We start from the raw sequence: 18,779 nt of genomic DNA, 5'->3' as shown, positions 1-18,779 counted from the left end.
CTCCCATGACTTCTGACCTGAGCCAACTCCCCGATGCCGAGCGCGCGTACCAGACGCTGCGCGAGGGCGTGCAACAACTGCTGCGCGAGCACACCCGCCTGGTGGGCGTGACCTCCGGCGGCGCCTGGCTGGTCGAGCGGCTGCAGAAGGACCTGGGCCTGCCCGGCGAGCCCGGCATCATCTCCTCGGCCATGCATCGCGACGATTTCGCGCGCCGCGGCCTGGCGGCCAGTGCGCAGACCACGCTGCCCTTCGACGTGAATGGCGCCGACGTGCTGCTGCTGGACGACGTGCTCTACACGGGCCGCACCATCCGTGCCGTGCTCAACGAACTGTTCGACTTCGGCCGCCCGGGCTGCGTGCGCCTGGCCGTGCTGGTGGACCGGGGCGGGCGCGAGCTGCCGGTGGCGGCCGACTTCGCGGCGCTGCGCCTGGAAGGCGTGCCCGACACGCAATCGGTGGCGCTGGCGCGTGCCGACGACGGCAGCTTCAGCCTGCAGGTGCAAGCCGCCGCGTGAACCGTACAACGCATCACTGAACTTCCAAACCATGCTGTACAAGCGAAACCCGCAGCTCAACAAGAACGGCGAGCTGATCCATCTGCTGTCGGTCGAGGGGCTGCCCCGGGACATCCTCACGCACATCCTCGACACGGCCGCGAACTTCGTGAGCGTGAACGACCGCGAGGTGAAGAAGGTGCCGCTGCTGCGCGGCAAGAGCGTGTTCAACCTGTTCTTCGAGAACAGCACCCGCACGCGCACCACCTTCGAGATCGCGGCCAAGCGCCTGTCGGCCGACGTGCTCAACCTGGACATCGCGCGCTCCTCGGCGAGCAAGGGCGAGTCGCTGCTGGACACCATCGCCAATCTCTCCGCGATGGCGGCCGACATCTTCGTGGTGCGGCACAGCGAATCGGGCGCGCCCTACCTGATCGCGCAGCATGTGGCGCCGCACGTGCACGTGGTGAACGCTGGCGACGGCCGGCATGCGCACCCCACGCAGGGGCTGCTCGACATGTACACCATCCGCCACTACAAGAAGGATTTCTCCAACCTCACGGTGGCCATCGTGGGCGACGTGCTGCACTCGCGCGTGGCCCGCTCCGACATCCATGCGCTCACCACCCTGGGCGCGGCCGAGGTGCGCGTGGTGGGCCCGCGCACGCTGGTGCCGGGCGATCTGGCACCCATGGGCGTGAAGGTCTTCCACTCGCTGGAAGAAGGCATCAAGGATTGCGACGTGGTCATCATGCTGCGCTTGCAGAACGAGCGCATGAGCGGCGCGCTGCTGCCCTCGAGCCAGGAGTACTTCAAGACCTACGGCCTCACGCCCGAGAAGCTGCGCCTGGCCAAGCCCGACGCCATCGTGATGCACCCCGGCCCCATCAACCGCGGCGTGGAGATCGCCTCCGAGGTGGTGGACGGCAAGCAGAGCGTGATCCTACCGCAGGTGACCTTCGGCATCGCGGTGCGCATGGCCGTGATGAGCATCGTGGCTGGCAACGAAGCATAAGAACATGAACATCCTGATCAACAACGGGCGCGTCATCGACCCCGCCTCCGGCTTCGACGGCCCCGCCACCGTCGCCATCGCAGACGGCAAGATCCACAGCATCGGCGCGGCACCCGCGGGCTTCGCGGCCGAGCGCCAGATCGACGCGGCGGGCTGCCTGGTGCTGCCGGGCCTGGTGGACCTGTGCGCGCGGCTGCGCGAGCCGGGCTACGAGCACGAGGGCATGCTGGAAAGCGAGATGGGCGCGGCCGTGGCCGGCGGCGTGACCAGCGTGGTCTGCCCGCCCGACACCGACCCCGTGCTCGACGAGCCGGGCCTGGTCGAGATGCTGAAGTTCCGCGCCGAGAAGCTGCAGCGCGCGCGCCTGTTCCCGCAGGGCGCGCTCACGCGCGGCCTGCAGGGCGAGGTGCTGACCGAGATGGCCGAGCTCAGCGAGGCCGGCTGCGTGGGCTTCGGCCAGGCCGAAGTGCCGCTGAGCAACACGCAGGTGCTGCAGCGCGCGCTGCAATATGCCAGCACCTTCGGCCACACCGTCTGGCTGCGGCCCCAAGACCGCGACCTGGGCAAGGGCGTGGCCGCCAGCGGCCCGCTGGCCACGCGACTGGGCCTGTCGGGCGTGCCCGTGGCGGCCGAGACCATCGCGCTGTTCACCATCTTCGAGCTCATGAAGTCCTCGGGCGCGCGCGTGCACCTGTGCCGCCTGTCCAGCGCGGCCGGCGTTCAGCTGCTGCGCGAGGCCAAGGCCGCGGGCCTGCCCGTGACGGCCGACGTCAGCATCAATTCGCTGCTGCTGAGCGACACCGACATCGGCTACTTCGACAGCCGGGCCCGCCTGTCGCCGCCGCTGCGCCAGCAGCGCGACCGCGAGGCGCTCTCGGCAGCCCTGGCCGACGGCACCATCGATGCGCTGGTCTCCGACCACACGCCGGTGGAGGCCGATGCCAAGAACCTGCCCTTCGCCGAAAGCGAAGCCGGCGCCACGGGCCTGGAACTGCTGCTGCCGCTGGCACTGCAATGGAGCCGCCAGGACGGCGTGAGCCTCACGCGTGCGGTGGAGGTGGTGACGGCAGCCCCGGCCCGCCTGCTGGGCGAAGGTGCCGGCGTCGGCCGCCTGGCGGCCGGTGCCTGGGCCGACGTGGTGATCGCCCACCCCACGCAGGAATGGCAGGTGCAGCCCGATGCGCTGCGCAGCCAGGGCAAGTACACCCCTTTTGCGGGCCATGCGCTGCAAGGCCGTGTGCGCGCCACGCTGGTGGGCGGGCAACTGGTGCACGACGCACCGCTGGCCGCCGCGGCCTGAGCGCGAGCGGACCGCGCCCGTGCGACACCTGCACGCCATCGCCCGCCTGCTGCATGCCGTGGGGCTGGCGCTTCAGGGCTGGTGGATCATCCGCCGCCGCTTCGAGCTGATGGACGATGCCCGGCGCGCCACCGAGGTGGAGCGCTGGGCGCGCCGCATGCTCCGGGTGCTGGGCATCCAGCTGCTGGTGCAGGGTGAGCCGCCCCCTGCGCGCACGCCGCTGCTGCTGATCAGCAACCACATCTCCTGGCTCGACATCCTGGTGCTGCATGCGGCGCGGCATGTGCGCTTCGTGTCCAAGTCGGCGGTCAAGGGCTGGCCCTTCATCGGGCTGATGGCCACGGCTGCGGGCACGCTGTACATCGAGCGCGAACGCCGGCGCGACGCCATGCGCGTGGTGCACCACATGACCGAGGCGCTGCGCAACGGCGACCGGCTGGCGGTCTTTCCTGAAGGCACCACCAGCGACGGCCGCGTGCTGCTGCCTTTTCATGCCAACCTGCTGCAGGCCGCCATCTCGGCCGGCGTGCCGGTGCTGCCGGCCGCGCTGCGCTTCGTGGACGCGGCCACGGGCCAGACCAGCTTTGCGCCGCGCTACGTGGACGAGGACACGTTGCTCAGTTCGCTGTGGCGCACCCTGTGCGCGCCGCCCCTGCTGGCCATCGTGCGCTATGGCCAGTTGCAGGACTCCCACGGCCGCGACCGGCGCGAATGGGCGCAATCGCTGTACGCCGACGTCACCGCGCTGCGCGAGCAGGCCGTGCCCTGACCGCGCAGCTCTGGCGGCCGCAGCGGATGCGTTAAAGTCTCGCCCTTCGTTCCCCCCTTCGTCTCTGTAGTTCAATGGATAGAACGGCCCCCTCCTAAGGGGCAGATACAGGTTCGATTCCTGTCAGGGGCACCACCTGCTTCGAGTTCGATGCCGTGGTGTGCGATGAACAACGACAAGGAAACCCGCGTGCTGCAAGGCATCGCGGGTTTTTTCTTTTGCGCAAGGTGCGTGGGACGGGGCTGACGCCGTATTCGGGCAGGCTGCCCGCACGCGGGAATGGATGTGGCGCCTAGAACAGCTACTGACTCACCCACTCACTCATTCATTCATTCCGAAGGAGCAGCCATGGGCACCCCTATCCGCCACCCGGCGCCTGCCAACCCTTACGAAAACCGCAGCGACGCCCCCCTGCCGCCCAGCACGCAGGTCGACCAGGATCAGTCGCCCGCAGGAGATCGCGGCGATGGCGCGCGCCGTCACCGCGAGCAGCGCGAGCAAGTGGCGGGCACGCCGGGCAGCAAGCCCACTGAGGAGCGCTGAGCACCCGTCCCGAAAGGCGGCTGGCCAGCGGCCCCGCCTACAGGCGCAGCCGCTGCGCACTGGCAAGGCGGCATGCTGCGGCACTCGCAAAGTGCAGGGAACAGGCCCCTGGAGGCCGCTGCAACCCCGCAAAGCACCAGCCATGCCCCGCAAGGTCAAAGAAGTCCATCCCCAGCCCGGCATGCCCAACAGCGGGAGTCTGAAGGCGCAGCTCGCCACGCTGTTCTGGACCTGGCTGATCGTGCTGGCCGCGCTGTCGGCCGTGGCCGGGCTGGCGCTGTGGCTGGTGTCAGCCTGGAAGGGCTGAGCCCCTAACGGCCGCAGAAAAAGGAAAGGCCGGAGGAATCGTCCGGCCTGGTCCGACCCAGCCGCATGCGCGGCCGGGTCCACGGGTCTGGTCACACCTTCTCAGATCGCCGGCGGATCCTGATCGCGCTCGAAGTGGCGGTGCCGGGCGATCGCCGTCATGAAGGCATCGGCCAGCGCGTCCAGGTCCGCCACGTCGCCGATCAGCAGGCCCGGGTCGGGCTCGCCGTCCGGCAGGGTCGGCGGCAGGTCGGCCAGCGTGGCCAGCGCATGCGAGGCGCCGAGCATCAGGATCGGCTTGCAGTGGCGGAACTGGTCCTTGACGAACTCCAGCGTCTGGCCCGCGCGGGACAGTGCCGCGACGCCGTCCGCGCCATCGGGCAGCACCAGCGCATCGAAGAGGAAGCCCGGCGAGTTCTCCAGCGTGGCGTCGGCCTGCAGCGTCAGCCCGTCGGCCGTGGCGAAGGCGCCCAGCCGCGGCCCCACCAGGCGCGGCACCGCGCCGGCCTCGAAGAGCTTGCCCACCAGCGCCTGCAACGAAGCGCCGTCCACCCCGTCGGCCACCAGCAGCGCGATCTTGCGCGTGCGAATGCCCCCTTCGCCGGGCCGGGCCATCAGCGACAGCGCGCTCGAGTGGCGCACTTCGGGCTCGGCCGGCGTGGGCAGCGCACGGGGCAGGGCGGCGGGCAGCGGCATGCCCAGGCCCGCAGCCACCTGGGCCGCCAGTTCCTCCGACACATTGCGCAGGCTGGCCACCACGCGCTCGCGCACGGCCGGCACCGTCACTTTCGACAGCTCGAAGCGGAAGGCCGCCGCGATGTGCGCCTGCTCCACGGGGCTCTGGCTGTCGAAGAACAGCCGCGCCTGCGTGTAGTGGTCAGCAAACTTCTCGGGCTTGATGCGCACCTTGTCGCGGCTCTCCTGTGCCTCCTGGCGCGAGCGCACGCTCATGAAGCCCTGGGCCGCGCCAGCCTGGAAGGGGCAGCCGCCGGCCAGCGAATTGGGCTCGTAGGCCACGCGGCCGCGGTGGATGGCCTGGCGATGCATGCCGTCGCGCTGGTTGTTGTGCACCGGCGCTACAGGGGCATTGATCGGAATCTCGTGGAAATTGGGGCCGCCCAGGCGGCTGATCTGCGTGTCCACGTAGGAGTGGATGCGCCCGGCCAGCAGCGGGTCGTTGCTGAAGTCGATGCCCCGGATCACATGTGCGGCGCAGAAGGCCACCTGCTCGGTTTCGGCAAAGAAGTTGTCGGGGTTGCGGTTGAGCACCAGCCGGCCCACCACCTGCACCGGCACCAGCTCTTCGGGCACGATCTTGGTGGCATCCAGCACGTCGAAGCTGAAGGCCTGGGCCTCTTCCTCGGTGAAGACCTGCAGGCCCAGTTCCCATTCGGGGTACTCGCCGGCTTCGATGGCTTCCCACAGGTCGCGCCGGTGGTAGTCGGGGTCGGCGCCCGAGATCTTCACCGCCTCGTCCCAAACCAGCGAATGCGTGCCCAGCCTGGGCTGCCAGTGGAACTTGACGAAGCGCGATTCGCCCTGCGCATTCACAAGCCTGAAGGTGTGGACGCCGAAGCCCTGCATGGTGCGGTAGCTGCGCGGGAGCGCGCGGTCGCTCATGGCCCACATCAGCATGTGGGTCGATTCGGGCATCAGGCCCACGAAGTCCCAGAAGGTGTCGTGCGCCGAAGCCGCCTGCGGCATCCCGTGGTGGGGCTCGGGCTTGACGGCGTGGACCAGGTCGGGGAACTTCATCGCGTCCTGGATGAAGAACACGGGCATGTTGTTGCCCACCAGGTCCCAGTTGCCTTCGTCGGTGTAGAACTTCACCGCAAAGCCGCGCACGTCGCGCGCGGTGTCCTTGGAGCCGCGCTCGCCCGCCACGGTGGAAAAGCGCACGAACACCGGCGTGACCTTGCCCGCCTCCTGGAAGGGCGCGGCCATGGTGAGCGAGTGCAGCGGCTCATAGCACTCGAAGAAGCCGTGCGCGCCCGAGCCGCGCGCGTGCACGATGCGCTCGGGAATGCGCTCGTGGTCGAAGTGGGTGATCTTCTCGCGCAGGATGAAGTCTTCGAGCAGCACCGGCCCCCGGGCCCCGGCCTTGAGCGAGTTCTGGTTGTCGGCCACCGGCACGCCCTGGTTGGTGGTCAGGCGCTGGCCCGTGGCGTCCACGCGCGTGCGCTGCAGGGGCTGGCTCAGCGGGTCCTGTCCGGCGGCTGCGGCCTCGCCGGCCTTGGCGTTGAGGTTGAGTTCCGACAGGGTGCTCGCGCCGGCCGCCGGGATCGGCGGCTCCACGCTCTGCCCCATCGGCGCGCCATCGCTCGCCAGTCCTTCGTGCTCGGCGGCCTTGGCCGCGTTGTGCGGCTGCGCGGCGGCCAGGGCCTGCGTGGCCGCCGCCTTCTGGGTGGGCAGATCGCTCAATGCGGCTTCGGGCGGCGCGCTCTGGGCCGGTCCGCTGTCGGTATTGCGTGCGGCGGCCTGCGCGGCGGCCAGCGTGGCGGGAGAGGGGGCGGATGCGGCGGCATCGGCGCCCGGCTGCTGCGATTTCTTCACCATGGGGGGCTCCTTGTTGACCAACGCTGCAACTTAGAAGCGCAGCTGTGCCGCGCGCGTAGGAACGCATGTGCTGCGCCCGTCAGCAGCCCGCGGGCGGGCGGCAGGCCGGCGGGACAGGCGATGGCCTACACGCCACGTGCCTGCGGCGGCTGCAAAGTACGGGCACGTTCTTGCATCACGGATGAAGGAGACCAGCGTGCAGGCTCAAGACCTCGGCAGTGCCCTGCATCGGCGCGTGGCGCACTACCTGCGCGAGCACCAGCTCGTGGTGGCGACGGCCGAGTCGTGCACCGCAGGCCTGATCGCGGCAAGGCTGGCTTCGGCGCCGGGCGCGGGCCAGTTGCTCGAATGCGCCTACGTGGTCTACGACCCGAAGGCCAAGGTGCGCTGCCTGGGCGTGCCGGCGCCCCTGCTGGCGCGCCACAACCTGACCAGCGAGCCCGTGGCCCTGGCGATGGCGCAGGGCGCGCTGCGCAGGAGCGAGGCCAGCGTGATCGTCTCCAACACCGGCGTGGCCGATGATTCGGACCCCAACATCCCGCCCGGCACGCAGTGCTATGCCTGGATCTTCAGGCTGCAGGGCCGCACCCATGCCTTCACCGCCACGCAGCGATTCACCGGCACGCGCAACGCCGTGCGCGAGGCCAGCGCGGACCATGCGCTGCGCCTGCTGCCCCATTACCACCAGCTCTGTCTGACCCAACCCGATCCGCCCCCACCATGACCAGCCCCAACGCCCCCACAGTTCGCGAACAGATCCTGCAGGCCCTGAAAGTCGTGCGCTTCTTCGATGCGCAGGCCGAGCTGGAGCGGCGCGTGGCTTTCCTCGCGCGCTACCTGGCCAGCAGCCAGCGCTCCAGCTACGTGCTGGGCATCAGCGGCGGCGTGGATTCGCTGGTGGCCGGCACGCTGGCGCAGCGCGCCGTGGCCCGGCTTCGCGCTGAAGGCCGGCCGGCCCGCTTCGTGGCCGTGCGCCTGCCCTACGGCACGCAGAAGGACGAGGCCGATGCCGCGCGCTGCATTGCATTCATCGCCCCCGACGAGGTGCAGACCGTCGACATCAGGAGCGCGGTGGATGCGCTGCACGGCCAACTGATGGCCGGCGGCCTGTCGCTGGGCGATGCGGCGGCCGAAGACTTCCACGTGGGCAACATCAAGGCCCGCATGCGCATGGTGGCGCAGTACGCGATCGCGGGCGCCACGGGCGGGTTGGTGATCGGCACCGACCATGCCGCAGAGGCGCTGATGGGCTTCTTCACCAAGCACGGCGATGGCGCGGCCGACGTGCTGCCGCTGGCGGGCCTTTCGAAGCGGCGCGTGCGCGCCGTGGGCACCGCGCTGGGCGCGCCCGACGACCTGGTCATGAAAACGCCCACCGCCGACCTCGAAACCCTGCAGCCCCTGCGCCCCGACGAAGACGCCTTCGGCGTGAGCTACCAGGTGATCGACGATTTCCTCGAAGGCCTGCCCGTCGCGCCCGAGGCCGAGCAGATCATCCTGCAGACCTACGCCCGCTCCGCCCACAAGCGCGAGCCGGCGGCCGTGCCGGGCTGAGCCGGGACGCGGGCTCAGGGTGTCAGCACCACCTTGCGGCAGTTCTCTTCGGCCTTGTTGAAGATGTCGTAGCCGCGCGCGGCATCGGCCAGCGGGAGCTGGTGCGTGATGATGGCCTCGGGCCTGAGCTCGCCGGCCAGGATGTGCTCCAGCAGCCGCGGCATGTGGGCCTGGGCATGGGTCTGGCCCGACTTGAAGCTCAGGCCCTTCTCGAAGGCGTCCCCGAACAGAAAGCCGTGGATGAAGCCCGCATACACGCCGGGCACGCTGATGGTGCCGCCTCGCCGGGTCGCCGCAATGCACTGGCGCAGCACCTTGCCGCTGGAGCCTTCGAGCTTGAGGTCGGTCAGCACCGTCTCCAGCGTGCTGCCCTTGGCCTCGAAGCCGACGGCGTCGATGCTGGCATCCACGCCGCGGAAGTCGGTGCGCTCGATGATGACTTCGGCCGGGTCGTCCTGGCGGCCGAAGTGGATCGGCTCCACCCCATAGGCCTGTACCGCGAAGGCCAGCCGGTAGTCATGCTCGTCGATCATGAAGATGCGCTCTGCGCCCAGCAGGCGCGCGCAGGCGGCAGACATCAGGCCCACCGGCCCGGCGCCGAAGATCGCCACGCTGCTGCCGCGTTCGATCTGCGCATTGAGCGCGGCCTGGTAGCCCGTGGGCAGGATGTCCGACAGGAAGAGCACCTGCGCGTCGGCTACGCCGTCGGGCACCTTCAGCGGACCCACGTTGGCCTTGGGCACCCGCACGAACTCCGCCTGGCCGCCCGAATAACCGCCATACAGGTGCGAATAGCCGAACAGGCCGGCGCCAGGTCGCGTGCCCTTCTTGTTGAGGATGGCGCCGCGGCCCGGGTTGGTGTTCTCGCAGGCGGCGAACAGCGTCCTGTTGCAGAAGAAGCAGTCGCCACAGGCGATGGTGAAGGGCACGACCACGCGGTCGCCCTTGCGCAGCGAGGTCACGCCCGGCCCCGCGTCCTCGACGATGCCCATGAACTCATGGCCCAGGATGTCGCCCGAGGCCATGGCCGGGATCTTGCCGCGGAAGATGTGCAGATCGGAGCCGCAGATGGCCGTGGCCGTCACGCGCAGCAGGATGTCGTCTTCCTGCTCGAGGACCGGGTCGGGCACGGTGTCGACCGAGACGTTCATCGCAGACTGGTAGGTCAGGGCTTTCATGGACGGGTTCCTTGCAGGGGTGGAAGCGGTGGCTGCGCAGCCTCAGGCGCGCCGGGGCCGCAGGGCCCAGGCCGCGCCCGCGGCCATCAGCCCCAGCAGCACATAGCCGCCCGGGGCAGCGAAGGGCCGGCGCTGCCGACGGAAGCCGCCATCGACTTCGTGCGTGCGCGAGCTTTGGAAGAGATTGCCGTCGGCCGCCAGCGCCGGGCCCGCGCCGGCCAGCGCGCGGCGCATCACGTGCCCCATGGCGCGCGCCAGCAGGTCGGGCGCCAGCGCATGCGCAAACATGCCGGGCAGGGCAGGTGCACCCATGTAGGTCTTGGCCCTCGGGCGTTCGCTGGCGCTCAGCGCCACCAGCACGCGCGCCACGCGCCGCGGGTCGATCAGCGGCGGCGGCGCGCCCACCTGGCGACCGCTGTAGTTGGCGCCGTGGGACAGGCCCGGGCTGTCCACGAAGGTGGGATAGACCTCGCACACGTGCACGCCGGGAAGATCCACCAGCTCCCCGCGCAGCGCTTCCGAGAAGCCGCGCAGCCCGAACTTGCTGGCGGAATAGGCCGCCGCATAGGGCGTGGGGATCCATCCGCCGATGGAGATCATGTTGATCAGCGTGCCCCGGCCGCGCTGCCGCATGGCGCCCAGGATGGCGTGGGCACCATGGATGTGGCCCAGCAGATTGGCCTCGACCACGCGGCGGTGCGCCGCCACGGGCGTTTCGTCGAAGCGGCCCACCGCGCCCACGCCTACGTTGTTGATCCACACGTCCACCTGGCCCAGCACCTCCAGGGCGCGGCGCGCCAGCGCGGCCACGGCTTCGGGGTCGGTGACGTCCGTCGGCACGGCGGTGGCGCGACCGCCCAGGGCCTCGCATTCGCGCACCAGGCCCTGCAGGGCCGCCTCGTCGCGCGCGGCCAGCACCAGGGCCGCGCCTTCGCTCGCCATGGCCAGCGCGGTGGCGCGGCCGATGCCGCTGGAGGCCCCCGTCAGCACGATGCCCTTGGCGGCCAGGCGCGGCGGCGCCGGCAGCGCGCCGGGCGAGGGCGCAGGGGTCGATGGGGCAACGGAAGCGGCATCTTGCGGCGTCATGGGCAGTTCCTCGGGTCTGGTTGCAGCGGGTGGGATGGATGGCGTGAAGGCATACGCTCAGGCCGGCGTCGCGCGCGGCGTGCGCGCAGCCGTGCCGTGCGCGCGTCGGACAGCACGAGGGGCCAGGTGCGGTGCTGCCGGCGCAGCGGGCCACATCAGGCGCGTCCTACCCGCTGCCACTGCGCCAGATGACGACAGGCCCCCTCGCAGCGGCGCATCTTGCTGGGCACCTGGCCATGCGTGCCTGGCCCCGAAGGCCGGCGTGCAGCCGGAACCTTCACCCCTCTTTCACCGAACAGGAACACCGCATGACCACCCATGTGACCAAGGCGCTGGTGCGCAACAGAGAAGGCGTGCTGCGCGAGCTGCAGATCCTGCGCCACACCCACCCGGACCCGCGCCGCCAGTCCCAGAACGTGCACGAGGAATACCTGCTGGACGGCGCGCCCGTCGAACGCACCAGCGAGGGCTATCGCGTGATCTCCACAGGCGAAGTGCTGCGCCGCACCGCCAGCGCAGACTGAAGGGGATGCGCGGCGGCGCCCGGCTCAGGCGGGCTCGCCGGGCGCCGGAAAGTCCGTGCGCGGCGGAGCCTGCACGGGCGGCACGGGGATCGGCGGCGGCTCCTGGCGGGGCAGATCCTGCGCGGGCATGTCGGGGTCGGGGTTGGGCTGTTCGCCCGGCAATGTGGCCATGGTGGAAAACTCCGTGCGCGATGTCGTGCGGTGTGCACGGCTTGCAGCGTGCACCCCCGCCTGCAAACGGGCCGTAGGCCGCCTCTGTCGTGCGCTGTAGGCGCGGGCTCGGCCTTCGTCGCCTGTGGCGGCCACGCGCGCCAGCGCGGCCGTCCGACGCGCCCGCGCCCCGCAGCGCCCTACGCTGAGCGCCATGACCGATCCTTCCAAGACCTCCAAGCCCGTGCCCGTCTCCTCGGCCCGCAACGGCTACCTCAACACCCGCACGCTGACCGTGGGTGGCGTGATCCTGCTGGTGCTGCTGGTGGCGATCTTCGTGCCCTGGTAGGGCGGGCCGCGCTGCGCCGCCTCAGATCTGGTTGCGCATGGCCTGCGCGGCCTCGCGCAGCACGGGCAGCACGCGGGCCACGGCGTCCTTGCTCTGCTCCTGGCCCATCGGCATCGTGATGTTGAGCGCGCCCACCAGCGCGCCGTGGCGGTCGCGCAGCGGCACGGCGATGCCACGCGAGTTCAGGTCCAGCTGCTGCTCCGACAGCGCCCAGCCCTGCGCACGGATGCGGGCGAACTCCTTGCGCAGGTCCTCCTTGTCGGCGATGGTGAAGGAAGTGAAGACCTTGAGTTCGCGCGTGGCCAGCCAGCGCGCCAGGTCGGCGTCGCTGCGCAGGGCCAGCATCAGCATGCCCGAGGCCGTGACCTGCGCGGGCACCCGCGCGCCCAGCACATAGCCCGTGTTCATGCTGCGGTTGGGGCCGTTGCGCGCGATGTAGACCACGTCGTCGCCGTCGAGCACGCTCAGGTAGGCCGTCTCATGCGTGCCGGCCGTCACGCGCTGCAGGAAGGGCTGCACGATGCGCGGCAGCCGCGCCGACTCGAGGTACGACTGCCCCAGGCGCAGCACGCGCGGCGTGAGCCAGAACAGCTTGCCATCGCTGGCCACGTAGCCCATGTGCTGCAGGGTCAGCAGGTAGCGGCGCGCGGCGGTGCGCGTCATGCCCGTGCGCTGGCCCGCTTCGCTCGCCGTCATGCGCGGGTGGGCGTCGTCGAAGGCCTCGATGATGCTCACGCCGCGCTCCAGCCCCGCGATCCAGTCGCGCCGGTCCAGACCGGCCGGCGCTTCGTCGCCCGTGTCGGCGGCGTGCGCCTCGGGCAAGGGGGGCGTGTGGGGGGAGGGCAGGGCCATGGTGCAGAGCGGGCGAAGGAAGGCGCGGCGGGCTGTGGCCCTGGGCCGCGGACCGGCCGATGATGCCCGCTCGCCGCGCGGCCCCGCAAGCCGGCGCGCTTTCGGTGCGATCATCGGCAGCACACATCCGCGGCCTGCCGGCTCCCGGCACGCCCTCGCAGACCCAGGGCCCCTTCCATGACCGACATTCCCGGCAACACCGACCTCTACCTGATCCCCGGCGATCCGGTCACCAACGTCCGGCTGCCGCGCATGTTCAACGCGGTGTTCGAGCGCTGCGGCATCCCGGCGCTGATGCTTCCCGTGCAGGTGCGCGCGCGCGACTTCGCGGTCTGGCTCAAGGCCAGCTTCCTGGCCCACAACGTCAAGGGCATGGTGGTTGCGCCGCCGCACAAGCCGCTGGCCGTGAACCTGCTCGACGGCTGCGGGCTGTTCGCGCGCGTGGCCGGCTCGGTCAACGTGATCCGCCGTGCGGCCAACGGCGACCTCGAGGGCGACCTGTTCGACGGCGAAGGCATCGTCGGCGCGCTCGACCGCTTCGACATGGCTTTTCGCGGCCAGCGCGTGCTGATCCTGGGTGCGGGCGTGAGCGCGGCGGCCATCGGTGTTTCATTGGCCGAAGGCGGCGGCGACAACGGCGCGCGCGAGATCGCCTTCTACGACCCGGTGCCGGGCAAGGCGGCCGGCGTGGCCGCGCGCATCGACGCGGCCTTCGACGCGCGCGTGCGCGTGGCCCCCAGCGCCGACCCGGCCGACTACGAACTGGTGATCAACGCCACCTCCATCGGCCTGCGCAGCGAGGACCCGCTGCCCTGCGACGTGAGCCGCATGGCGCCCGGCGCCGCGCTGTTCGACATCCTGCTGCGCAACCAGCCCACGCCGCTGGTGCAGGCTGCCCGCGCACGGGGCCTGCGCGCGCAGCCGGGTTTCGAAATGCTGATCCAGCAGATGGCGCACTACATGGACTACTTCGGCCTCGATGCCGCGGCCGAGTTCGTGCGCGAGGATTCAGACTTCTTGCGCGAGCTGATCTACCCCGCGGCACTGGCGGGCGAGATCCGCCATCCGCGCGGGCCGGGCGGCGCCTGAAGCGGCGCCCGGCTCGGGCTGCTGCCTACTTGGGCGTGTAGACCATGCGGATGGACTCGGTGGTCTGTACAACGTTGCCGCCACTGTCCAGGACCTGGGCCTTGACCACCTGCCCTCGATAGGGCCCATCGGATGGAACCCAACTTAGATTACTGCTGGGGCTGTTGTCGAAGACAGTCTTGAACTTGCAGGCATTGGCAAAGTCGCCCAATGGGGTCTGCACGGTTTCCCGGCCGATGTAGGTCGCCTGGGTTTTCACTGCAGACTCCGTGCTGCTGCTCGAGCCGTCAGTTTGGGTGACGGTGATTCTCGCGGTGCTGTTGTGGGTCACCACCTGGCCCGGTTGCTGATCCTTGGGCGAGGTCAGAGGTGGGTCGTAAACAGTGACGATCGTGGTGGTCTGTGATTCCAGGGTGCTGACGCTTCGCGCGCCATAGACCACATGATCGTTGCCCACCAGATCCACGTACAACGAATTGACCACGGAGGCGCCAGCAGACGTGAACGGATAGCGCTGGGGCACCGGGTTCAAACCAGCAAAAGCTTCTCGCTCACCCGTTATGCGTGTGCTGACGGTAGTGGTCGAACTCCCGTCTGGCGCTGAGGTCCGCGTTTCATCTTCCTTCGCGGTGCCGGCGACAAAATCAGCTTCATTCAGGCAGGCGCCCGAGCTGGTGGCCGAAGGCGGCGGCGGTGCAGGGGGTTCAACCGGCGGCGGTGCGGGCGGCTCTGTCGGCGGGGGGGCGGGCGCCGGGCCGGGTGGAGGGGCCGGTGCCGGCCCGGGCGGGGGCGCCGGCGGGGTGCCGTTGTCGGAACCGATGGAGCCCAAGGCCGGGAAGCCTCCACCGCCGCCGCCTCCGCCTCCACAAGCGGCCAACAAGGTTGCGACCGCAGCCGCCACGGCGCAGGTGCGCCAGCATCGTTTTTCTGTCATTGCGTCCTCTCTGTCTTGAAATCGTTTGCTGCGGCGTCGGCCCAGCGCCAACGCGAATCCAGTCTAGGCAGCGGGTTGCGCAGGGCGTAGTGCCCAAAGTCACTCGCCATGCACCCCACGCCAGTCCTGTGTGCCCGTGGCCTACAGGCCGAACAGCCCCACCGGCACGCACAGCAGGCCGCTGCAATCCTTGGGCGTGAAGTACAGCGTGCTGTTGGCGTTGCCGGGCAGGACGTAGTCGCCGATCAGGCCATTGCCCTTGGCGCCTTCGGCATTGGCCTGGGCGATGAAGGCTGCGCTGGTGCTCTCGGGAGGCAGGCCGTAGAACGCGAACGTGGAGGCCTGAGACAGGTCCTTGGCGAACACCACCTTGTGTGCGTCCGAGAACAGGAACTCCGTGCGGAAGCGATAGCCGCGCGCGCCCTGTGCGTTAAGTTGCGCGTAGAAGCCCGCGGCATCACCTGTCGGGTCCAGCAGCTCGTAGCCGTAGGTGGCGCCACCGGTAGATGCCTTCTCATAGACGCTCACCGTCTCCGTGCCCACGACAAACGCAGTCGTGGTGTTGAAGTAGCCCTCGGCCCCCTGCGCATTGGCTTGCGTGAGAAAGGCGCCGTTGCCGCTTTCTGCCAGCAGCACGCGGTAGCTGTAGCTCGCGGTCGAGCCGTTGTCCTTGCGGTAGATGTAGACGAAGTCCTTGCCCGCGACATAGGCGCCGCCCCAGGTGAAGCCGCGCGCGCCTTGTGCGTCCAGCTGCGCCTGCATGGCCGCCCGGTCGGCCGGCAGGGCCAGCAGTTCGTAGCTGTAGGTGGTGTCAGCGTCCTTCACGTAGCCCTCCACCACCTCGGTCGTGGTGGGGCTGGTCGTGAAGGCAAAGCCACTCAAGAAGCGAAAGCCGCGCGCGCCCTGGCTGTTGAGCTGCGCCAGGAAGGCTGCGCTGTCGGCGGCCGTGGGCAGTGCCTCGTACAGGAAGGTGCGCGTGATCGGCGCGGGCGGTGGCTCGGGGGCCGGCGCAGGGGCCGGTGATGGTGCCGGTGCAGGGCCGGGGGCGGGCGCGGGGGCGGGGGCGGGTGGCGGCAGGATCGGCAGGAAGCCGCCGCCGCCGCCACCTCCTCCACAGGCGGTCATGGCCAGGGCTGCTGCGGCCGCGGCGGCGATGGCGCTCAGTCTTTTGTGCATGGTGGTGTCTTCCCTGTCGTTCGGATGAATGAAGGTTTCGCACGCTAGGCCAGCACCCCGCATTTCGGCGAGTGCCTAAAGTCATCTGGACAGCGCGTGCGTGCCAAGCAGTTCACGCAGGCCGGCCATGGCGCTGCGCGCAGGCCTTGGGCGCTCAGGCCCGGCCCGCCGGCCCGGTCAGCTCGGCAATGGCCTGCAGCAGCGTGGCCGCGCTGACCGGCTTGGACAGCACCGGCGTGCCCGAGGCGCGCACCCGCGCCAGGCGCTCGGGGGCGGTTTCGCCGGTGATCAGCAGCAGCGGCATATGGCCGAAGCGCTCGCGCAGGCGCTGCGCGACCTGCAGGCCGTCGGCACCGTCGGCCAGGCGGTAGTCGCACAGCAGCAGCGCAAAGGGCCGCGCCGCCGCCTTGGCCTCGGCCAGCACCTGGACCGCGGCGGCTTCGTCCGCCACGGCCACGGTTTCCAGCGCATAGGCATGCAGCAACTGGACCATGCCCTCGCGGATCTCGGCCTCGTCGTCGATCAGCAGAATGCGCCCCTGCAGCCGCGGCGCGGCAAAGCCATGCTGCACGGGGCCGTCGGGCCCGTCGAACAGCCGCTCGTCGTCGGCGCCCGCGGCCGGCTCGGCGGCATTGAGCACCAGCCTGAACCGCGTGCCGCGCCCGGGGCGCGATTGCACCTGCACCGGGTGCGCAAGCAGGCGCGACAGGCGCTGCACGATGGACAGGCCGATGCCCAGGCCGCGCGCGCGGTCGCGCCCCGGGTTGTCCACCTGGTAGAACTCTTCGAAGATGCGGCCCAGCTGGTCGGCGGCGATGCCGATGCCGGTGTCTCGCACCTCCAGCCACACCTGTTGCGCGCCGCGCGCATGCGCCACCACGGTGACGCCGCCCTGGCGGGTGTACTTTAGCGCGTTGTCCACCAGGTTCGACAGCAGGCGGTACAGCAACTGCGGGTCGGTGTGCACCCACAGGCCGCTGGGGCGCACGCGCAGTTGCAGGCCCTTGTGTTCCGCCTGGGCCGAGAAGCTGTGGTGCAGCGCCAGCAGGAGGGTGTCGAGCGCCAGCGCGCGCGGCGCGGCGCTGACCACGCCGGCATCCAGGCGCGAGACGTCGAGCATGGTGTCCAGCGACTCGCCCAGCGCATTGACGGCGCGCATCAGCCGTTCGGCGTTGGCGCGCTCGGGGTGATCGCGCAGGCCGCTTTCCATCGCCGCGCCGAACAGGGCGATGGCATGCATGGGCTGGCGCAGGTCGTGGCTGGCGGCGGCCAGGAAGCGGGTCTTCTCGGCGCTGGCTCGCTCGGTGGCGGCCACCTGCTCCTTCAGGCGCGCGGCCAGCGCCTCGTTCTCGAAGCGCAGGATCAGCGAGTTCGTCAGCTGCCGATGCTCCTGCACGCCCACGCGCAGCATCATCAACAGGTACACGGCAGCAAAGACCGCCAGAAAAGCATGCAGGCTGGTCGCCTGCAATGCCAGCGCAATGATCAGGCTGCCCATCATGGGCACGGTGTGGCCAATCATCGCGGCCTTGAGCGGCCGCAAGGACTGCACCGCCCGCGCGCAGTTGCCCATCATCACCACTGCCAGCACCGAGGTGACGCTCAGGTTGCCGCTTGGCACGAACAGCCAGGGCGCCAGCCCATCGGCAAGACCCAGCACGATCACGACCTTCGTGATTCGGCGAGCCCAGAAGGCACTTTGCGAAGCCGGAATACCCGGATGCCAGCGCGGCGAGAAATAAAAGCCCACATACAGCAGCACATGCAGCGCAACAAACGCGAGCGCCCATGGGTCGTCCAACTGCGCGTACATGAAGCCGCCGAACACGAAGACGAACACCATGCGCGCAGCAAAGGTGGCGCGGTAGGTGAAGTAGACCGAGGCCACATGCTCCCGCAGGACCTTGGCGTCGATGTCCTCCACAGGCACGACGCCGGGCCGAGCGCCGATGTCTCTACTCATTGACTGAACTTCCGTCGCAGGGCGGCCCCGCGTTGTGTTTTGTATGGATGCCCGCCGGCTCAGCGCAGGCTGCTGATCAACTGCGCGCGCGAGCGCATGCCGAACAGCAGCAGGATAGTGGACACGTAGTTCTTCACCGTCCCTTCGGCCAGGCTGGTGATCTGCGCGATCTCGCGGTTGGTCTTGCCTTCGAGCACCAGCCGCAGCACCTGCGCCTGGTGCGGCTTGAGCTGTTGCCAGCCCCGGCTGGCGGGGGCGGGCGCCGGCTTTGCCGCCGGTGCGGGCTTGTCGGCCTGCCCGTCCACCACGCCGCTGCCCAGCAGGCCGCAGGCGCGGATGAAGCTCACAACCTCGCGCAGATTGGCCGACTTGGGCAGGAAGGCCCGCGCCCCGAGCGCGAGCGCGCTCTGCGCAATCGCGTTCTGGCTGAAGGCCGACATGCCGGTGCCCGAGAGCGCAACGATGCGCGCCTGCGGAAAGCGTTCGCGGAAGGTGGCCAGGCCGCTCAGGCCCTGGGTGTCGGGCAGCGCCAGATCGAGCAGCACCAGGTCGATGGTCTGGCCCGTTCCCACATGCCGTGCGTACAGCGCCAGGGCCTGCGCCAGGCTCTCGGCTTCGAGCACCTGAAGCCCGGCCGCAGCGGGCGAGGGCTGCGCCTGCAGCAGCGCCCGCACGCCCAGGCGCACCAGTTCGTGGTCATCGACCACGAGGATGGTGCAGGCGCGCCGGGGCTGCGAGGCCGCCGCATCAGGCGCTGGAGGGTCGAAGGCATCCATGCGGAAGATGCTAGTGCGCGGGGCCGGGGGTCGTAGTGAACAAAGTCACTCAGAGTCTCGCTGCGAGACCTGTGCCGCAACGCTTCTTCCGGGGGCTGCGTGGCGCGCCGCAGGCTCCCCCCAACTCCCTAGGGCAAACCCTTTGAATGCCCGATTAACGAA

20 protein-coding genes and 1 tRNA gene are annotated in these 18,779 nt (G+C 70.0%); 12 read left to right on the top strand and 9 right to left on the bottom strand.

The window, feature by feature from the left end; translation table 11 throughout:
• The first annotated feature begins 5 nt into the window (after positions 1–5).
• The 7 genes from pyrR to PGB34_RS03280 all read left to right on the top strand — a co-directional run bounded on the left by pyrR (position 6) and on the right by PGB34_RS03280 (position 4,431).
• Positions 6–518 carry a bifunctional pyr operon transcriptional regulator/uracil phosphoribosyltransferase PyrR gene (pyrR, locus tag PGB34_RS03310; RefSeq protein ID WP_271426639.1) on the top strand — a complete coding sequence of 171 codons (513 nt, stop codon included), beginning with the start codon at positions 6–8 and terminating at the stop codon, positions 516–518.
• Positions 519–549: 31 nt separating this feature from the next.
• Entirely contained in the window at positions 550–1,512 is a 963-nt protein-coding gene (locus PGB34_RS03305) for an aspartate carbamoyltransferase catalytic subunit (protein ID WP_271426638.1), read from the top strand.
• A gap of 4 nt (positions 1,513–1,516) precedes the next feature.
• Positions 1,517–2,812 (top strand): dihydroorotase, encoded by a 1,296-nt coding sequence (locus PGB34_RS03300; RefSeq protein WP_271426637.1) that lies wholly within the window; start codon positions 1,517–1,519, stop codon positions 2,810–2,812.
• Positions 2,813–2,831: 19 nt separating this feature from the next.
• Positions 2,832–3,581 carry a lysophospholipid acyltransferase family protein gene (locus PGB34_RS03295; protein WP_271426636.1) on the top strand — a complete coding sequence of 250 codons (750 nt, stop codon included), beginning with the start codon at positions 2,832–2,834 and terminating at the stop codon, positions 3,579–3,581.
• Positions 3,582–3,641: 60 nt separating this feature from the next.
• Positions 3,642–3,716: transfer RNA gene (locus tag PGB34_RS03290), tRNA-Arg, on the top strand.
• Between the two features lie 213 nt (positions 3,717–3,929).
• Positions 3,930–4,124, top strand: coding sequence for a hypothetical protein (locus PGB34_RS03285; RefSeq protein ID WP_271426635.1), 195 nt, complete (start codon positions 3,930–3,932; stop codon positions 4,122–4,124).
• Positions 4,125–4,266: 142 nt separating this feature from the next.
• Positions 4,267–4,431, top strand: coding sequence for a hypothetical protein (locus tag PGB34_RS03280; protein WP_271426634.1), 165 nt, complete (start codon positions 4,267–4,269; stop codon positions 4,429–4,431).
• A 101-nt stretch (positions 4,432–4,532) separates the two neighbouring features.
• Here PGB34_RS03280 and PGB34_RS03275 read toward each other — a convergent pair whose 3' ends face one another.
• Complete coding sequence (locus PGB34_RS03275; RefSeq protein ID WP_271426633.1) at positions 4,533–6,986, bottom strand: catalase; 2,454 nt, start codon at positions 6,984–6,986, stop codon at positions 4,533–4,535.
• A gap of 181 nt (positions 6,987–7,167) precedes the next feature.
• On the opposite strand from PGB34_RS03275, the gene PGB34_RS03270 reads away from it, so the two are divergent.
• Together PGB34_RS03270 and nadE are read left to right on the top strand one after the other, a co-directional pair.
• A complete protein-coding gene (locus tag PGB34_RS03270) occupies positions 7,168–7,710 on the top strand; it encodes a CinA family protein (RefSeq protein WP_271426632.1) in 543 nt (180 codons plus the stop codon).
• On the top strand, positions 7,707–8,540 hold the full coding sequence (gene nadE / locus PGB34_RS03265; protein ID WP_271426631.1) for an ammonia-dependent NAD(+) synthetase: 834 nt from the start codon (positions 7,707–7,709) through the stop codon (positions 8,538–8,540). Before PGB34_RS03270 ends, nadE begins: the two co-directional genes overlap by 4 nt.
• A 14-nt stretch (positions 8,541–8,554) precedes the next feature.
• Here the strand turns inward: nadE and PGB34_RS03260 are convergent, their stop codons facing one another.
• Entirely contained in the window at positions 8,555–9,718 is a 1,164-nt protein-coding gene (locus tag PGB34_RS03260) for a zinc-dependent alcohol dehydrogenase (RefSeq protein WP_271426630.1), read from the bottom strand.
• Between the two features lie 42 nt (positions 9,719–9,760).
• Positions 9,761–10,804: an SDR family oxidoreductase gene (locus PGB34_RS03255; protein WP_271426629.1), complete on the bottom strand. Its 1,044-nt coding sequence runs from the start codon at positions 10,802–10,804 to the stop codon at positions 9,761–9,763.
• 308 nt (positions 10,805–11,112) lie between these two features.
• Here PGB34_RS03255 and PGB34_RS03250 point away from each other — a divergent pair, with 308 nt between their 5' ends.
• Entirely contained in the window at positions 11,113–11,328 is a 216-nt protein-coding gene (locus PGB34_RS03250; RefSeq protein ID WP_271426628.1) for a hypothetical protein, read from the top strand.
• Between the two features lie 24 nt (positions 11,329–11,352).
• Here PGB34_RS03250 and PGB34_RS03245 read toward each other — a convergent pair whose 3' ends face one another.
• Positions 11,353–11,499, bottom strand: coding sequence for a hypothetical protein (locus tag PGB34_RS03245; RefSeq protein ID WP_271426627.1), 147 nt, complete (start codon positions 11,497–11,499; stop codon positions 11,353–11,355).
• 193 nt (positions 11,500–11,692) lie between these two features.
• Here PGB34_RS03245 and PGB34_RS03240 point away from each other — a divergent pair, with 193 nt between their 5' ends.
• Positions 11,693–11,827, top strand: a complete 135-nt coding sequence (locus PGB34_RS03240) for a hypothetical protein (protein WP_271426626.1) — start codon at positions 11,693–11,695, stop codon at positions 11,825–11,827.
• Positions 11,828–11,848: 21 nt separating this feature from the next.
• Here the strand turns inward: PGB34_RS03240 and PGB34_RS03235 are convergent, their stop codons facing one another.
• Positions 11,849–12,679 (bottom strand): IclR family transcriptional regulator domain-containing protein, encoded by an 831-nt coding sequence (locus PGB34_RS03235; RefSeq protein ID WP_271426625.1) that lies wholly within the window; start codon positions 12,677–12,679, stop codon positions 11,849–11,851.
• A 177-nt stretch (positions 12,680–12,856) separates the two neighbouring features.
• On the opposite strand from PGB34_RS03235, the gene PGB34_RS03230 reads away from it, so the two are divergent.
• Complete coding sequence (locus PGB34_RS03230) at positions 12,857–13,768, top strand: shikimate dehydrogenase family protein (RefSeq protein WP_271426624.1); 912 nt, start codon at positions 12,857–12,859, stop codon at positions 13,766–13,768.
• Between the two features lie 25 nt (positions 13,769–13,793).
• On the opposite strand, the gene PGB34_RS03225 is transcribed toward PGB34_RS03230, so the two are convergent.
• The 4 genes from PGB34_RS03225 to PGB34_RS03210 all read right to left on the bottom strand — a co-directional run bounded on the left by PGB34_RS03225 (position 13,794) and on the right by PGB34_RS03210 (position 18,617).
• The gene (locus tag PGB34_RS03225; protein WP_271426623.1) at positions 13,794–14,300 is read right to left on the bottom strand and encodes a hypothetical protein; all 507 of its coding nucleotides are present in this window, start codon (positions 14,298–14,300) and stop codon (positions 13,794–13,796) included.
• 543 nt (positions 14,301–14,843) lie between these two features.
• On the bottom strand, positions 14,844–15,878 hold the full coding sequence (locus tag PGB34_RS03220; RefSeq protein ID WP_271426622.1) for a hypothetical protein: 1,035 nt from the start codon (positions 15,876–15,878) through the stop codon (positions 14,844–14,846).
• Positions 15,879–16,032: 154 nt separating this feature from the next.
• Positions 16,033–17,841 (bottom strand): ATP-binding protein, encoded by a 1,809-nt coding sequence (locus tag PGB34_RS03215; protein WP_271426621.1) that lies wholly within the window; start codon positions 17,839–17,841, stop codon positions 16,033–16,035.
• Between the two features lie 59 nt (positions 17,842–17,900).
• On the bottom strand, positions 17,901–18,617 hold the full coding sequence (locus tag PGB34_RS03210) for a response regulator transcription factor (protein WP_271426620.1): 717 nt from the start codon (positions 18,615–18,617) through the stop codon (positions 17,901–17,903).
• Positions 18,618–18,779: the final 162 nt, after the last annotated feature.

This window comes from Xenophilus arseniciresistens, from assembly GCF_028023875.1.
In the GTDB taxonomy this organism is placed as follows: domain Bacteria; phylum Pseudomonadota; class Gammaproteobacteria; order Burkholderiales; family Burkholderiaceae_C; genus Xenophilus; species Xenophilus arseniciresistens.
The sequence above is the reverse complement of the archived record's forward strand: the minus strand, read 5'-3'. Positions and strand labels throughout refer to the sequence as shown.

What these genes read in the sequence shown, in the direction of transcription:
- pyrR (WP_271426639.1), top strand. Translation starts at nt 6, where the DNA reads ATGACTTCTGACCTGAGCCAACTCCCCGATGCCGAGCGCGCGTACCAG.
- PGB34_RS03305 (WP_271426638.1), top strand. Translation starts at nt 550, where the DNA reads ATGCTGTACAAGCGAAACCCGCAGCTCAACAAGAACGGCGAGCTGATC.
- PGB34_RS03300 (WP_271426637.1), top strand. Translation starts at nt 1,517, where the DNA reads ATGAACATCCTGATCAACAACGGGCGCGTCATCGACCCCGCCTCCGGC.
- PGB34_RS03285 (WP_271426635.1), top strand. Translation starts at nt 3,930, where the DNA reads ATGGGCACCCCTATCCGCCACCCGGCGCCTGCCAACCCTTACGAAAAC.
- PGB34_RS03280 (WP_271426634.1), top strand. Translation starts at nt 4,267, where the DNA reads ATGCCCCGCAAGGTCAAAGAAGTCCATCCCCAGCCCGGCATGCCCAAC.
- PGB34_RS03275 (WP_271426633.1), bottom strand. Translation starts at nt 6,986, where the DNA reads ATGGTGAAGAAATCGCAGCAGCCGGGCGCCGATGCCGCCGCATCCGCC.
- PGB34_RS03270 (WP_271426632.1), top strand. Translation starts at nt 7,168, where the DNA reads ATGAAGGAGACCAGCGTGCAGGCTCAAGACCTCGGCAGTGCCCTGCAT.
- nadE (WP_271426631.1), top strand. Translation starts at nt 7,707, where the DNA reads ATGACCAGCCCCAACGCCCCCACAGTTCGCGAACAGATCCTGCAGGCC.
- PGB34_RS03260 (WP_271426630.1), bottom strand. Translation starts at nt 9,718, where the DNA reads ATGAAAGCCCTGACCTACCAGTCTGCGATGAACGTCTCGGTCGACACC.
- PGB34_RS03255 (WP_271426629.1), bottom strand. Translation starts at nt 10,804, where the DNA reads ATGACGCCGCAAGATGCCGCTTCCGTTGCCCCATCGACCCCTGCGCCC.
- PGB34_RS03250 (WP_271426628.1), top strand. Translation starts at nt 11,113, where the DNA reads ATGACCACCCATGTGACCAAGGCGCTGGTGCGCAACAGAGAAGGCGTG.
- PGB34_RS03245 (WP_271426627.1), bottom strand. Translation starts at nt 11,499, where the DNA reads ATGGCCACATTGCCGGGCGAACAGCCCAACCCCGACCCCGACATGCCC.
- PGB34_RS03240 (WP_271426626.1), top strand. Translation starts at nt 11,693, where the DNA reads ATGACCGATCCTTCCAAGACCTCCAAGCCCGTGCCCGTCTCCTCGGCC.
- PGB34_RS03235 (WP_271426625.1), bottom strand. Translation starts at nt 12,679, where the DNA reads ATGGCCCTGCCCTCCCCCCACACGCCCCCCTTGCCCGAGGCGCACGCC.
- PGB34_RS03230 (WP_271426624.1), top strand. Translation starts at nt 12,857, where the DNA reads ATGACCGACATTCCCGGCAACACCGACCTCTACCTGATCCCCGGCGAT.
- PGB34_RS03220 (WP_271426622.1), bottom strand. Translation starts at nt 15,878, where the DNA reads ATGCACAAAAGACTGAGCGCCATCGCCGCCGCGGCCGCAGCAGCCCTG.
- PGB34_RS03215 (WP_271426621.1), bottom strand. Translation starts at nt 17,841, where the DNA reads ATGAGTAGAGACATCGGCGCTCGGCCCGGCGTCGTGCCTGTGGAGGAC.
- PGB34_RS03210 (WP_271426620.1), bottom strand. Translation starts at nt 18,617, where the DNA reads ATGGATGCCTTCGACCCTCCAGCGCCTGATGCGGCGGCCTCGCAGCCC.